We start from the raw sequence: 16198 nt of genomic DNA on the forward strand, positions 1-16198 counted from the left end.
CTAACTATAAAATTGGAGTTTATATTGTTAAGTACAGAAACTAATAACCAAATGGAAAATCACCCATTAATTACAGAGTTACAAAAACTCAAAGAATCATCTCGTCATGCTATCGCGCAAGGTGATAAATATGATTTAGATGAATTCAAAAAATACCTGCATATAGAGAGAGAAGTAGAAAAAGAATTAAAAAATATTATTCTTAAAAGCAGTACATCAGAGCATGCACAATTAATTTTAGTTTGTGGAAATGTTGGCGATGGAAAATCACATATACTTTCTTATCTCCATAATGAATTAAAAGATACAATCTCCCAATTTAAAATCCATAATGATGCTACCGAATCTCATAATCCAAATGAATCTTCTAATGCCACATTATATAAAGTTCTAAATGGATTCAGAGATGAAAATTTAGATCAATCTAAAGATAAAATAATACTTGCTATAAACTTAGGAACTTTAAGCAAGTTTATAGATTCTTATGGTGAAGAATTCAATTCTCTTAGAGAGTATATTACACAATATAAAATTTTGGATGCTGAGCTTCCTCAGGATGAAATACCTGATGTAAGTAAGAATTTTAATCATATTAATTTTACTGATTATCATCTTTATTCATTAACTGGAGAAGGAGCAGAATCAGAAGTAATAATGACTATTTTGGAAAAGATCGTAACTGATCATGAAGCTAATAGCATTCACCGAGCATACTTGGATTATAAGATAAGTTTAGATGAAAAAATATTTTGCCCAATTCTTTATAATTATGAGTTTCTTTTTGATGAAAATAATAGGTTAATAATTTCTCAATTTATCATCAAAGCAATTGTAAAAAGTAAAGAGATTGTTTCTATCCGAACATTACTTAATTTCATTTATGATATTTTGGTTCCAATCAACCTTGGTAGTATAAAATATACAGATTATTATGATGAGATTGGAATGATGAACGCGGATGAGATGCTAACTAATTTGATTCCTAATTATTTATTTGAGCATCCTGAACTTTCAAGTTTATTCAGTAAAATTGAAAGTTTAGATCCTTGCATAAACAGAACAGCTGTTACAGATGATATTTTATTGACTTTAATGAATGTAGAAGAGGCAATGGCTGTTTTTTCTGATTATATTAATCCGAACTATTTATACAAAATTGATTTTTTAATTAATCAAGAATATATTCTAGCAACAAATCTTTCAAAATTGTTTTTGAGGCTTAATTATTTTAGTAATTATTCTAGTCAAGAATATCTTCGAGATGAAGATTATGATGAATATATGACTTGGTTGTTTCACTATAACAATAATCCTAAATTTAAAAGTATTTACCTTTTAGTTGAAAATGCAGCAAAAAATTGGAATGGTAATCCTAAAAGTAATGGGAAAGTCATTATCAATGTGGGAAAAAAACAAAGTCAGTATAGAATTTTCAAAGACTTTAAAGCAACTCCAGATCTTAAAACGCAAAAAACAAATATAAAAACAGAAATTAAGCATAATAAATTTTCGCAAGAATTTTGTCTATCTTATATAGGAGTACCAAAAATTCATGTTGATTATAGCTTATTCAAACTATTGAAGATGATTCTAAAAGGCTATAAACCGAACAAAAAAGATAACAATAACTATGTATATTTTGTAGATATCATAAATAAACTTATTAATCAAAATAAAGAAAACTCTACTTTATACATAGATGAAGTAAATATTGGACAAGAGATAGATTATACATTTTCAATGGATGAATTTGGGGATTACAACTTTCAGATAAAATGAAAAAAATAGAATTATTTAAAGGAGGAATTGATCATGTGAAATCCAGATATGTGTTTAAAAGTACTTTTAGACATATTACTGGAAGACAAATTAAACTATTACCTTTCAAAACAAATCCGGCTGGAGATTCATTAGGAGATGATTTCAAATCTTTTCAAGGAATAACTGGAGAGATTTTCCGGTTATCAAATGGTAAGGCCCAAATTGAATTTGAAGATTCAAAAGATTCTTTTAAAGTTAATTTAAAAGAAAATATTCTAAATTCAGCAATCGGGAATGTTGAAACAGATTATACTGAGCAGCTAAAAAATATTTTAACACAATTATTCTTTGATGAAGACAATAGCTTAGTGAAATTTCATATAAAAACTTTACCTTATATGAATTTTATCACTTCAGGTAAGTCTCTTAATGCTGTTAAAGAAATTTCTACATTTATATCTGATATATTTTTAAAAGATATTGAAAGAGAAGCTAATTTAAATGTTGATACAGAAGCTGAAAATATTTTATCACAATTAATAATTGATAATTTTCCTGATCTTCCTAATGTAAATTCGAAACCAGCCTCTTCAATAGAAGAAGGATATGAGAATTTTTTCCCTGAAATAAAGGAACAATTTAATGATGATTTTACTTTTTTATCAAGTAATAGATCTTTATTTCTAAAACATGTTGAGGATTTTTTTAAATATTATTATTTCCATTATTTAAATCAGTTGGTAATTAATTTAAATGATTTTGGAAGAAATGAAAAAAGAATTAGACCAATTTATTTTACAATGGATTGGGAAACATTGTCTGAATCGAGATTGAGAAATCATTCGTTGGGCTGGAAAGAACTAAATAAATATTCATCTAATCTTTTCTATCATGCAAATACTTTAGAATTGTTGAACTATATCTATATTGATGGTTCTACAATTAAGAATTATAATGATCTTGTTACAATCTATGATGAATTAACAGAAGAAAATAAAAAAGAGCTTAGAGAATATATTATTGAGATAAGTTCTTTTTATAAAGAGAGTATTCCCTTAACAAGTGGAAGCTGGGAAGAATGTGAAAACAAGTTGAATATCGAACTTTCAGCAAAAATGTTTACTAGTCAAATAAGCAAAAATATTTTTACATTATACTTTTTGATAAAGTATCAATTCGATAATACACAACGGGAACATGCTGATCAAAAATATGCCCAATGGTATTTACAATTCGGAAAATTAAATTACACGAAAAATAGAGGCAGGCTAGGAAATACAACTGTACTATCTCAAGAGCTTTTACTTTTCCTAACAAAACTTTGTATTGGAAAACAAGATAAAATCAGACTAAAAACTTTGTGGGAAAAATTAAGTGAACGAGGAATAGCATTTGATGAAATGTCAAAATTAGAAATCATCAAGTTGTTTGAAAAAATTAATTTAATAGAGAAAAAAAGTGATAGCGGAGATGCACAATACGTCAAATCAACTATATAAGTATATTTCAGATTTAATAATAGAATTTTTTACGGAACAAAGAATTCAATCAGGAGAGCGTTATAATTTTTATCTGGAAGATGAAAATCAAATGTTTCAACTTTTTAGTAGCTTATCCGAAAATTCTATGTCCTTCTCTTATATACATCCCGATGGTGGTGAAGAGTATTCTACTTCCAGTTTAATCATTGACGATGTTCAGGTTATTATTGCTTCAAGTTTAAAAGCATCTGAGGATTATCTTACAATGCTTAGAAATAAAGTTGCAGAACAAAGTGACAAATTTGAGAATACAGCCATATTAATTTTATTTAGTGGAAAGCTTGATAGTTTATTAGGAGGAAGCAGTAGTTTGAGTAAAGAGGGGATGCCTCTGCATCATTCAGTATTTAAAAAACGAATTGAAAAGGATATTGATCAAAATGATTCTTTATTAGACTATGAGAAAGTTATTTTGAAATTTGTTTCAGAAAGGAAAACTAAAAGCGTTGTTGAGGATAATAATTCAATTTTTGATTATGAGTCTGTAATCAATGCACTTACTAAAAAAACATTTGAAAAAGAAGATTTTAATTCTTTAGGTCTTTTTTCACACGAAGAATTATGTACTAAAAAAAACGATGCTATAATAAAGGATCTCCATGGAAATTTTAATCTATATGAAAGATTTGAAAACATTTTTTTAAATGGGGATCCAACAACTGATTTAGATCAAGAACTTCCTGATTCAGCAATTAAAACTCTAGTTGCTGAAGGTTGGAATAAATGTGATTATTCACAATTAGTAAAATGGATGGATGGTGAAAAAGAGAAGACACCTCCGAATTTCCAATCGATTACCGGGGATAATTTACTTCAAAATTTTTGGTACAAAGCTGATGGTGATTCGGCTTCTAAAAAAAGAAATATAAATCTTATTGTTTTTAATCCATCACTCGATCTTTCCTTTAAATTGAGTGCAAGATATGACCAATTTATAAAAAAGGAAGGTCTTAGAGTAAGGATTGGATCTGAGAATATTAAAGTTACTAATAGTGGGTATAATATAGTTATTGAATTTGTTAAGTTTAATCCGGAAAGTTTATTTAGCCTAATCGAGTATAGAGATTTTGAGACTGATAAAAAATATTTTATTAAGATTTTACATTTACCTTTTAAAGAAAGTGTTATTTCTGAATTTGAAGGAAATTTTCAGATCAAAATTAACAGATCATCTTCTTACCTACAGATCAAAGAAACTCAAACTTTTATCTTTAACCCAGAAGGCAATATTCAGTCTAACCAACTTTTAAGCTTAGATAAAACATTCAAAGTTAATGCTGATGAAAAAATAGTTTTGGATTATGACCCATCTTTATCCCAAGAAGATGTTATTTTTTTTAATATTGATTTTTCAGATATTATAGTTCCCATTGCACTCAAAACTGATTTTGAGTTGCCTAAGCTTATTTCTGGGCTTGAAGTATGGAAAGAAAAAAGAATAAATCGCACAGATTTCAAGTATATACAGGAGGGAGACATCATAAAATTATTATTTAAAAATAATGAAAGGACAATACGTGAAGAGTTTAGAGTAAATTTGATTCACGAGTATCACATCATAAATTCTGATTCATATTCCTGGGAACTAGGTTATGATAATGAAATTTCTGATAAAGATGTAGAGCTAAGTGATGAGATAAAATTTGCTTTTAATAATTTAAGAAATTACTATAGGTCTAAGCAAGCACAACCTAGTTTAGTTTATTTTAGTGAGGAATTGAAACAAATTTCATTAGAATATATAAATTGCTTCATAAGTCAATTGGAACAATTTGAAGAAAATAAATCTTTAAAACCTGTTCAGAAAAATCTATTATGGTTAGGGGTAGTTAAAGAAAATGTTGGAGAAGAGAAAATAAAATTGAGTCCACTACACCCTATAAATGTAGCCTATCAACTTCAATTAAACAATGATTTAAGAGATGAAGATATTTATAATGCTATATTAAAACGGTTAAATCCTTACAATCTGATTCCTTATATAGAGGGTAAGCCTAATGAAGTGTATATTCCAATAGAATCTAATCATTCACCAGAATGGTTGTATTATTCAATCTATCTAAACTCTAAGCAAGCTGTTCCTAAAAATTATGTGTCAAATCTAGTTGCTGATAAAATAAAAGATTTTACAACTAATTTCGATTTTATTTTTAATCAGTCTGTAAGGTCTCCTGTCAAAATCAATGTTGTCAATTTAGGGGATTGTAAGGAAGTTGTAGAAGGTATTTTTGAATATTATAGAAAATATTTGAATAATAATATAAATAAAAAAATATCTGATTTATACCCTATTGAAGTAAATATTTATGGCTCACATAAAATTGTTACGAAATTTGAAGAGCTTACATTTTATGAGAATGTAGAAGATGTAGAAAAGCATCTGAGAATTGATTTAAAGCCTAAGAATTTTGAAAAAGATGACTTATTAAATGCTTTTTTTGATCAAGTAAAGTTTTACTCTAAAAATGAGCCTCAAAAAAATGAAGATTACGAGTATGCTCATATTACTTTTTATCAATTTGATGTCACTAAAACAGAAAGATCATATGATGACCTACGTTTAATAAAGACTGGAGTATCATTTAATGGATTAATGGCGGATGTAGTTTCTACACCGACAGCAGAAAATTATAGAACAGGATTTGGGACATTAGATTTACCTGATAATCCTAACCAGCTTACAAAATTGGCAAGTCTCTATAATGCTTTTGTTCGTGTTGCTAATAATGGTGATCCTTATGAAAAAAGTAAAGCGCTTTGTACTTCTATCAATTATGATGTCAAAGAAAATCTTGAAAAATTATATAAATCTTCTCAATGGGTCACTTATATTGACCCTAAGGTAGATCTTGATTTTTTCAAAGAAAGTAAGAATTTAGTGATTATTCACTACAGTGATCAGTATAATAATTCAAATGGGTATGATGCTATTACAGTAAGTCAGAAGACAGATCAATATGAAGTTGTGGTCAAAGAGTTTTTACAAAAACATCATGTGCAGTTTGAAACTAATGATACGAATAGTATTATTAATTTTTTCAATGCAATCAATGGAGAATGGTTGTTGAAACTTATTCGTCAAAGTAGCCAGTTTCCTCGAGAAAAGCTGAGTTTACTTTCCGGAATAAAATCTACTTTATCTATATTGTATCATCCTAATATAATTTGGGTTCCAATTTCCCTGGAAGAAATTCTACGAGTTTCAGGAAATGCCGGTTTAAATATGGGTGATGGATTATTTTCTACTAAGAATCTTGGAGCCAATGGATCTTTCAGTGATGATCTGCTATTCATAGGATTAGAAAAAGATAATGATGAATTATTAATGCATTTATATCCTGTAGAATTAAAAATTGGTAAAAATTCTCTTGTTAGAAAAGGTATTGAACAAGGAGAACATACTGCTTCTTTACTGCGTGAACACTTAAGTAAAGAAGGTTTTTTAAGCGAATTCTACAAGAATTTTTTTGCGAAAATAGTGCTTACAAATGCAGAAAAAATGCAACTTTTCAATGTGTGGGATAATCAAGACTGGAGTATTATTTTCAATGACTATCGTAAAGATTTGCTGAACAACAATTTTATAATCAATAATCGTTTAGAGTCGATAATTGGTTCATTTGGACTAATTCATTTTGCAACAGATAAGTTTAGCAGAAAGATAAGCACAAATGACAATTATATGCACGTGGAGTTATTGGAAACAGATGGATATGAATTTTTAGTGAAATCTGTTGATGATCTTATTCAGTTTTTTCATGATACAGAAACTACTATTAATAAAGGTTGTTTACTGATTAATGCATTTGAACAAACTATGTCTGATTCGGATCCACTTATATTAAGTGAATTTATTAACGAACCCAACAATGATTTAGAAACAGAATCTTCTCAAGAATTAGAAAAAAAAAAAGTAACTAATAATACTGCTGAAGGGATTAAAATAGAATTCGGAACTAATCTGAATAATTCTAAAAAAGTTTTTTGGGAGCCTAATAATACCAATAAAGTAATGCACACTAATACAGGTATTATTGGAACAATGGGAACTGGAAAGACACAATTTACTAAATCATTGATCACCCAATTGAATGCTAATGCAGATAAAAATATTGGAAATGAAAGATTAGGGATTCTAATCTTTGATTATAAAGGGGATTATATTAAAGATGATTTTGTGAATAAAACAAATGCCAAGGTTTTACATCCTTATCATTTACCTTATAATCCATTGGCTTTAGATGCAGATGAGAAATCTAAACCAATGCTACCATTGCACACGGCTAATGATTTAAAAGAAACAATATCGAATGCTTTTAATTTAGGAAATGTTCAGAAACAGCGTCTAAGAGATGTTATTGTAGAAGCTTACGAAAGCAAAGGAATTGTCAAAGCTGATCGAAATTCTTGGACGCAGGCTCCGCCTACTTTAGGTGATGTGTGTGATATTTATCTAAGCCATGAAAACAATTCACAGGATAGTCTATATGCTGCCATTTCAAATCTTTCTGAATTTGAAATATTTGAACCGGATACAGCAAAAACACAGTCTTTATATTCATTGATTGAAGGTATTGTTGTCATTAATTTATCTGGCTATGATGAATCGATTCAGAATTTAATTGTAGCAATTACATTAGACGCCTTTTATACACAAATGCAGCATCTTGGGCATAGTACGATCAATGGAAGTGATAGGGAGATCAGAAAAATGATTTTAGTGGATGAAGCAGATAATTTTCTGAGTAAAAATTTTAATTCTATTCGTAAAATATTGAAGGAAGGGAGAGAATTTGGGGTAGGAACTATCCTGTCAACTCAATTTCTCAATCATTTTGCTACCGGTGAAAATGAATATTCCAATTATATTTTAACCTGGGTTATCCATCGTGTGAATGAAATTAAAATGAAGGAAGTAGAATCTTTATTTTCACTGGATAATAAGACGCAAAAAGAAAATTTAATTAAAACGATAAAGGATTTAGAAAAGCATCAAAGTATTGTTAATTTGGCTGGTTCGGAGCCGATTTTGATTAGGGATAAAGCTTTTTGGGAATTATAAACTTAAAAACTAATAAATAACCATTTAAAAAGAAAATTATTATGAGAGTAGAACCTGAATATGCAGCAGTAGGTAAGTTTTTTGGAAGAGATCCAATGTATAGAATTCCAAAATATCAAAGAAGCTATGCATGGGAAAATCATGAAGTTCAAGATTTTATAAAAGATCTTACAAATTGTTATGAAAAAAGGAGACTTGGTCCCGGAAATGAAATAAACCATTTCTTTGGTGGTATAGTTAGCGTTGAACGAAAAGTTACAGGAGTTGTGCATCAGCATGAATATGAATTGGTAGATGGCCAACAAAGATTTGCAACATTTATACTTTTTATTGCTTCAGTAATTTCAGTTTATGAAGAAATGCTTGAGGAAGCAAAAAACAATGGTGATACTACCAATGAGAAAATAATAGAAAATCGTATAAGTAAACTATCGGAGAGATTTATACAGTTTGATCAAGAGGTCAATCGAAATACTTTTACTATTGATGTATTAGAATTATCTAAATCAGATAAGGCCTTTTTCAGTAATCTTATTAAACGAAACAATCCCACACCTTCTAGAGATTCTCACCATCGTTTAATAAGTGCATTTGACCAAATTTTGGCGAAAATTAAATCTTTATATGCTGCTCATTCGATTACTGATAGATTGGATAACTTGGAAGAATTTCAAAAAATAATAGATAATGACTTTACTTTAATTCATATTATCACTTATGATGAAAGAGAGGCTTACAAACTTTTTCAGGTATTAAATGATAGAGGTAAAAGTTTAACCGAAGGAGATTTATTGCGAGCGAAAACTTTAGAATTATTAGAAGGTTTTTCAACGCAACAAAATTTAGTCGAAAATCTTTGGGATGATATTTTAATTGATACATCAAAAATAACAGACGATCATTTAAGATGGATTTATGCATCTCATTATGGGACGAGAGCCGGAAGTACTACTCTTTTTGATGATTATATGAGTAGATTTTTTCCTCAACACAACCAAACAATAGTAGTAACGGATGCTCAAGCAATATTAAGTACAATTCAACAATTGAAAGAGGAATTTGAGATTTCAAGAAAAATTTCTAATGGAATATGGCCATATAGTAGTAGCTCTCGATCTATTGTTCAATGGGATAAAAATAGACTAGATTTGTTAATCCGAGAACTCGGTTTTAAAGTCACATTACCTATATTATTATCAAGCTATCATCTTGGCGAATCAAAATTTTCGGAAATAGTACAAATATTAGAAAAATTCTTATTTAGATATAAAACTGTTTGTAATCAACATATTGAAGCTGTAGTTACAATATTTCATTTGCATTCCGTGCGTATGAGATTGAATCCAGCAACCTATAATATTGATGATTTAAAGAATGAGTTGCGAATTATATTAAATGCTCGTGCAAATGATACGGTTTTTAAAAGTTCTTTGGATACTTTAGCATATAAAGAAGGTGGAGGAAATAAACCTACTAAGTATTTCTTAATGGCCTTAGAACATTATAAAAGATGGTATGATAATGGTACAGTTGGTGCGCCAAAATGTCTTGACAAAACTAGAATTTACGATTTCTCAAGTACTACTATTGAGCATGTATATCCTCGCAATGCTCATGGTGTTGTTCAAAATGCAAATATTGAACCTTTCAAAAATCACTTAGAAAACCTAACTTTTATGGGACCTACAGATAATGTATTAGGGGGAAATGATGATTTCTTAACTAAAAAACCCATTTTTTTAGCTTCATCAGTTAGTTTAAATAATGATATTGGTACTTTGCCTCAATGGACAACAACTGAACTATCAACAAGAAAAGAAGTTTTAAAAAACATGGCCTGTGCCATTTTTGTTGTTTAGTAATAAAAAATTTTGTGACCTTTCCAATGAAGGTCACAAAATTAAAAATCAAATTTAAGTTGATTTGAGTTTTCAAGATCAATGTCATCGTTTATTTCCATTTTAATTCTAATTTCATTTAATAAATAAAAAAGGAATCTTCCTATACCATTATTGCAATAAGCATTTATTATTGGGATTGCAATGGATTTCAAATAGAAATATTCCTCTTCAATATCCTCATCGCCAATCTCAGCCTCTATCAAAACCCCTTTACAAAAATTTCCATAATAATAATCATCTAAATAGTAAATTATTCTATCGCAAGCACAATTCAATATACTTTCATAGTCACGACCGCTATCCAGTAATTTTTTTCTATATTCTATAAGATTCTCCAGAAAGCCATAAGGAGCGGTATAAGCTAGATAAAGTGCTGATTTACTAGCAACTTCCTCATCACTATGTAATACTAACCTTTCAAGCAACTCAATATCAAGGTTGGAAGTATCATAAATAGTATAACCTTCTATTTCGCATTCAAAGATTTGAGCCATATAGCACTCTTCAGGTCCCAAATCTTCTAGGCTAGTATCATATTTTAATAATGCAGTAATCCAAAATTCAAAAGAACTCTTATTTTTAACTCTATCAATGCTTGTAACGTAGGCATATATTAATTCGCTAATTTCTGAATTTTCTAATGGTTGATCTTGATCAATACCTATGAATTCTGTAAGATATATTTCTAGCCATTCGAAATCTAACTTATTATTCAATTTAACTTGGTTTAGAATGGGTTGTTTCGTAAAACGTACTAAATCTTTGTTTAAATCTTTCGAAAGAATAGAAAACACAACTTTTAAATGCTCAAAATAATCAGGGCAACTTAAAAACCATTGAAGAGCAGTTCTTCCAGCCTCAGTTTTTATTGCCTCATGTAGTTCTTGGATTATTCTAGATGTAGAAGTAGACTCTTGAAACAAATTATGCCATTCTTTATACAGGATAGCGATGGAATAATCTCTATCATGGGTATAATAAAAATCAACTTCCGTAGAAATTTCATTTTTTAACTCTTGCAAGATTGCAGCCTCACACCATCGACCCAAATTATCAGAGTTAAATAATTGGGGCATTGAAACAAGCTTAATAGGAGAGTCATATTTATACAAGACTTCAGACAAAGCGATTAACCCTCTTAGTAACTCTAATTCTTCAATACGTGATCGGCTACCTTTTGATAGTATACTATTATGAATAAGTGAACTTCTATTAGCAAATGCGGGTATAATACCATTTGTATATTGTTCGGCTGCAAGTCTTAAATAGAAAGGGTCATGCGGTAAATTCCCTCCGTCTTCATATTGAACATTAAAGGCTTTTCCATATTTAGATTTTGCTTCGTTTATTTCTTCGGAATTAAATTTACCGATTTGTAATATTCCTATTTTTTTTGTGTTTTGCAATGGCTCCGAACATAATTTTCTAATTTGTTCTTTTGTTAATTTTACTATACTACCAACAAATTCGAGATTCCCGGCACTATCATAAAGCATTCTTTCTAAAGATGCACTCGTTGAACTTATAACAATTTTAATTCTTTTAGAATTCAATCGCATACATTCTTCATTTAAGCGCAAGGGAGTATCAAACATTTCATTCCAGCCATCAATAACTATAACCAGATGTTGATTACGTCTTTCTAAAATCGAATTTAGTCTTTGTGCTATTTGAATTATTGAAAAGTTACTGTTAAACGACCATTGAAAATCATCAACCAAAGCATTTAACAAACCTTCTTTTAGAGAAATTGCGGGATAAAATAAACTTGGTATATTGTTACTATGATAAGTATCAATCATATTACAAACAAATGATGTTTTTCCATGTTGTGGAGGACCAGTTACTAAAAGAAGATCCCAAGTTTCTTCATCAAAAAATAGCTTGTTATCCAGTTCTTTTTTAGCCCTAATTCTATCTACATATGTTTGTGGGATATATTTTTTTCCAGAAAACAAGTCATCACTCTTCAATAGAGACATCCTAAATTCTGATTGACCTTTACAAAACTCTAATAAATTATCTTCTGATACCGAAACAAGATAGTTTAATGCCTCAGAATAAGCACCAATTACATCACCGGTAACTCTAAATTGATTTTTAATATATTTGTGAGTAGATTGGACTACACTTCCCGAAATTTCTTCTCCAGAAATAGAATCGAAAATAAGTGTATCTATTCCATTCGTAAGGATTGTAAATGGGGCTATTCCTCCTTCTGCTAATGCCCTGGCATAAGATAATGCTTGAAATCTATCATCTTGATGTAAATTATGAGAAGGTTTTTTAACTTCAATAATTATTAAATTATCCCCCTTTGAGTTTGTAACTAGTATGTCTGCTCTTGAATTTATTAATTTGATACCTCTTCCTAAACGGATTTTAATTGTAAATTCAATTTTTATTTCATTAGGAGTAATTGGGCAGTCTTTTAGCCATTCATAAACTATTTTAGTTCTTATATCGTCTTCTGATAAATGCATAATCAATTATAAATAAAGCGTATTTGTATTTTATCAAGGTCTAAGATTATTTTTTGTTTAAACAAATAGGAATCATCAATTTATTGACCTTTTCTAATTTTCTAATAGTATTTGAGAGGCTATTCTTTCTGTAAAATAAGATCTAAAGCATTCGAATATATTGGTAGTTCGATCTTTTCAACGCCAAATTCTTTTTCCATCATTAAATCAACAATACTATTTCCATCAATTAAAATAATGGGAACAGCTCCTGATTGTAATGATGAATCTTTTGCTTCTTTAGAAAATTTAGAGGTTGTGAAGAAAATGCCTTGTTGATACTTACCTTGTATATCTCCACGAAATTGGCTAACCTTTGGCCGACCGACCGTATTTATCCATCGCTTACATTCAAAAGCTACCAGCATAGTTGCAATACCTATTTTAAGTTCACCATAACCGTCAATACCCCCATCTTTGGTTTTTTGAGTTACTTTAACATTTTTAAAGCCGTAAACAGCTAACAGTTTTCTGCAAAATTCCTCAAAATCTTCAGGTTCAATATTAGAAAGTTGGCTTAATATTAATTTTTTTAATGTGTGATTGTATTTCTTTTGAAGTTCTACTATTTCGTCGTAGGGTAGTCTTTCTTTAGGTAAATTTTTATTCTTTTGCTTAGATATATAAGGTTTATCTTTAAACCAAAAAGTTCCATCCTCAAGAAATGTAAAATACTTTACTTTACGAGAGGATGGAAAATTTATATTTTCACTTTGACGTCTAAGAAGTGTGCGAACGATGTGTTCCGGGTTATCAGATTTGAAATTATATAGTTGATTTTCTATAATCTGAAGGTAAATTTCTTTTACACTAAGAGGCTTATTCTCTTTTTCGAGAACTTCAAAAATTGCATCTTTAATTTTCATTTATGGTTTATCGTTTTTCCAAATTTAGAAAAATGAGATAATATAACCAATTTATTAAATGATAAAGTTTTACTTAATGTAATATTTGAATTTTTTCAGAAATTAGTTCCACTAAAAAATCAAAACCATCAATATTATTGACTTTCTGTAATTCCTCATTAATCAATTGCAATCCATTGTCAATATGCAATTTAATATACTTTCCAAGGTCCTTGTCTGTCTTATAAATACCATAATGAGTACAAACTAATCCAATATATATATCATCGTAATCTCCAAATAAAACAGATCGGGAATATTCTTTACCACCAGAGTCAGAAAGGGTATTTAAATTCAATTTATGATCTAGAGACAGTGAATATGATAAAGCCATACGTGCTATGATATTTTCAGTACCTAAATTCAATTTTCTTGTAAGCTGAGCCACTACGTCTTTATTGGCTTTATTAGTTTTAATTTGAGTGAACATAGTTACTGTCTTTTTTAAATTCGTTAAACAACTGATCTATCTTAAATGATTTCAATGACGATGCCCCTTCAACATTATCGATCATATGTACTTTATTCAAATAAGGTTTAAGATATTCATATTCTATTTCTGAAAGCTCTTTTTCCAATAATGGGAACAGAACGACTTGTTCAGAAATAGAAGGGTAGAACTCTTTAATGATGTTTTGCGAGTGAAACTTATCAAATTTTTGCAAAGGGCTATCAATAAATACTGGAAACTTAATTCCTGATTCATCTACTAAAGCTTTTAATAAAGCAGTAGCATACAATTGCTGTTCACCTTTAGATAAAGACTCTTTATCTATGATATTATTATTGACATCTAATAAATCAATATCCATAATATCATCTTGCACATTCACTTTAACATTTCTGATAAAGTTGTTTTTATGCATTAGTTTTTTTAATCCTAATAAGATAGACTTCTGTAAAGAGTACTTTTTATCTTCTTTTATTCTTTTTATAATAACATTGATTTTATCTAAAAGATTCTGAGTAACCTCACTTTTTGCTAAATCGGCCTCAATTAATTTAAAATTCTTTTCAAATTCAGAAAGTATTTTATGATTACTCGTTAATTGAGTTTCTAAAGTAGCAATTTCTTCATTAAGAGCACCTTTTTCTTCAGATAAGGCAATGATTTTTTTATCTGATTTAGATTTCTCTTCTCTCAGCTTTTCAGCTACTGCATTATCTTTTCTTGCTTCTGCTTGTTTGATCTTGTGGAATACCCTAGAAATAGCTAAACGATTATTTTTTTCCTCTTTAACAATATCTTGAAATTGTATACTAAAGCCTCCTTTAATATTGTCAATAACAGCTTTGATTTCTCTTCTCTGTTCGGAAGAAAAATCCAGAAGAACCTTCGTGCCATTTTCTTTAGAAGTATTAAAGGAGCCAAGAGTATCTTGAATGGTTTGAACTACTTGTTTACTTTTTTTGTTTTCAATACCTAATTCTTTCAACTTTTCAATAATTGATTGATAAAGCTTTAAGTTTGAAATAAGATCAATATTTAATGGATTATTCGAAGCTTTCTCATTATCAATCTGATTTTCTAATTCAATGAGCTTTTTACCAGCTAATACAATGGGAACAATATCCAACATTTTTTTTAGCCTACCTTTAATTTCATCAGATTTGACTTTTAAGTTATGGTACTCGTCTTTAAGTTCTTTCAATTCTTCTACAGTAATACCATTTCCTTCTCGGATTAATTTTTCCTGTAAAGCTTCACTTTGTTGGGTATTTAATGAAATTTCTTTTTCAATTTCATCCCTTTTACTTTGACTGATTGTAATGAGCTCTTGAATCTCAGTTTCTTTATCCAGTAATTCCTGTAGCTTTTCTTGTTGATGCGGTTTGGCTCCGTTTCTGCGAAGTTTAATAAGTAATGTTTCCAGATTTTTTTTTAAATCCTCATACTTTTTTATCCCTAATACTTCTGAATATGCCTTACTAAGATTTTTTAATTCTGACTTTGATTTAGCTTCTGCAAGTGTAACGATCTTTTCAGCATCAAAGAAAAAGAATTTAGCGATCTCTCGAGGGAGAATAAAGTCGTTGATAAATACTTCATAACCAACTTCTTTGGTTAATTCATTCTCAACTCCATCAATTAAAATTTCAACATCTTCAATACCGTTTTTAAGATTAAAAGATCTTTTTATTAGAACTGATTCACTAGGCATAGAAGGTATAGATAAATCTTCTAATTCGATCTCCATAGATAGAACTGGATTGATATTTTTATTTTCTTCAAACTCAGTTTTAATATCTCTATTAAGAAGAGTTAACAAGAAATTTTCATACCCTCCGGAATTACGAATATCACGTTTGTATTTTTCTTCAACTTCAACCATCATCTTGCCATAAAAGCACCAAATAAGTGAGGTTAAAAAGGTCGTTTTTCCAAAACCATTTTTACCAGCTACAATATTGATGTTTTTTGAAGAATTAGAAGAAGAAAAATTAATTTCATTTTCCCCCTTATATATTCTAAAATTATTAAATTTTATTTTTCTAATCTTCATAC

At 29.1% G+C, this 16198-nt stretch carries 8 protein-coding genes; 4 read left to right on the top strand and 4 right to left on the bottom strand.

Annotated elements, in window-relative coordinates; translation table 11 throughout:
• Positions 1 to 51: 51 nt before the first annotated feature.
• From dptF to MP478_RS00825, 4 genes are read left to right on the top strand one after another with little or no spacing between them, the layout of a single operon-like run.
• A complete protein-coding gene (gene dptF, locus MP478_RS00810; RefSeq protein ID WP_257199286.1) occupies positions 52 to 1779 on the top strand; it encodes a DNA phosphorothioation-dependent restriction protein DptF in 1728 nt (575 codons plus the stop codon).
• Complete coding sequence (gene dptG, locus MP478_RS00815) at positions 1776 to 3260, top strand: DNA phosphorothioation-dependent restriction protein DptG (RefSeq protein ID WP_257199287.1); 1485 nt, start codon at positions 1776 to 1778, stop codon at positions 3258 to 3260. The genes dptF and dptG overlap by 4 nt, the downstream gene beginning before the upstream one ends.
• Positions 3232 to 8364 carry a DNA phosphorothioation-dependent restriction protein DptH gene (gene dptH / locus MP478_RS00820; protein ID WP_257199288.1) on the top strand — a complete coding sequence of 1711 codons (5133 nt, stop codon included), beginning with the start codon at positions 3232 to 3234 and terminating at the stop codon, positions 8362 to 8364. Before dptG ends, dptH begins: the two co-directional genes overlap by 29 nt.
• 41 nt (positions 8365 to 8405) lie before the next feature.
• Positions 8406 to 10223 (top strand): DUF262 domain-containing protein, encoded by a 1818-nt coding sequence (locus MP478_RS00825; protein ID WP_257199289.1) that lies wholly within the window; start codon positions 8406 to 8408, stop codon positions 10221 to 10223.
• Between the two features lie 41 nt (positions 10224 to 10264).
• Here the strand turns inward: MP478_RS00825 and MP478_RS00830 are convergent, their stop codons facing one another.
• The 4 genes from MP478_RS00830 to MP478_RS00845 form a co-directional block, all read right to left on the bottom strand.
• Positions 10265 to 12748 (bottom strand): type I restriction enzyme HsdR N-terminal domain-containing protein, encoded by a 2484-nt coding sequence (locus tag MP478_RS00830; protein ID WP_257199290.1) that lies wholly within the window; start codon positions 12746 to 12748, stop codon positions 10265 to 10267.
• Positions 12749 to 12867: 119 nt separating this feature from the next.
• Positions 12868 to 13653, bottom strand: coding sequence for a restriction endonuclease (locus MP478_RS00835; RefSeq protein WP_257199291.1), 786 nt, complete (start codon positions 13651 to 13653; stop codon positions 12868 to 12870).
• Positions 13654 to 13726: 73 nt separating this feature from the next.
• Complete coding sequence (locus MP478_RS00840; RefSeq protein ID WP_257199292.1) at positions 13727 to 14122, bottom strand: DndE family protein; 396 nt, start codon at positions 14120 to 14122, stop codon at positions 13727 to 13729.
• Complete coding sequence (locus tag MP478_RS00845; protein WP_257199293.1) at positions 14106 to 16196, bottom strand: AAA family ATPase; 2091 nt, start codon at positions 16194 to 16196, stop codon at positions 14106 to 14108. Before MP478_RS00845 ends, MP478_RS00840 begins: the two co-directional genes overlap by 17 nt.
• Positions 16197 to 16198 lie beyond the last annotated feature (2 nt).

Origin of the sequence: Chryseobacterium sp. WG14, from assembly GCF_024586945.1 — a bacterium.
Lineage (GTDB): Bacteria > Bacteroidota > Bacteroidia > Flavobacteriales > Weeksellaceae > Chryseobacterium.

What these genes read in the sequence shown, in the direction of transcription:
- dptF (WP_257199286.1), top strand. Translation starts at nt 52, where the DNA reads ATGGAAAATCACCCATTAATTACAGAGTTACAAAAACTCAAAGAATCA.
- dptG (WP_257199287.1), top strand. Translation starts at nt 1,776, where the DNA reads ATGAAAAAAATAGAATTATTTAAAGGAGGAATTGATCATGTGAAATCC.
- dptH (WP_257199288.1), top strand. Translation starts at nt 3,232, where the DNA reads ATGCACAATACGTCAAATCAACTATATAAGTATATTTCAGATTTAATA.
- MP478_RS00825 (WP_257199289.1), top strand. Translation starts at nt 8,406, where the DNA reads ATGAGAGTAGAACCTGAATATGCAGCAGTAGGTAAGTTTTTTGGAAGA.
- MP478_RS00830 (WP_257199290.1), bottom strand. Translation starts at nt 12,748, where the DNA reads ATGCATTTATCAGAAGACGATATAAGAACTAAAATAGTTTATGAATGG.
- MP478_RS00835 (WP_257199291.1), bottom strand. Translation starts at nt 13,653, where the DNA reads ATGAAAATTAAAGATGCAATTTTTGAAGTTCTCGAAAAAGAGAATAAG.
- MP478_RS00840 (WP_257199292.1), bottom strand. Translation starts at nt 14,122, where the DNA reads ATGTTCACTCAAATTAAAACTAATAAAGCCAATAAAGACGTAGTGGCT.
- MP478_RS00845 (WP_257199293.1), bottom strand. Translation starts at nt 16,196, where the DNA reads ATGAAGATTAGAAAAATAAAATTTAATAATTTTAGAATATATAAGGGG.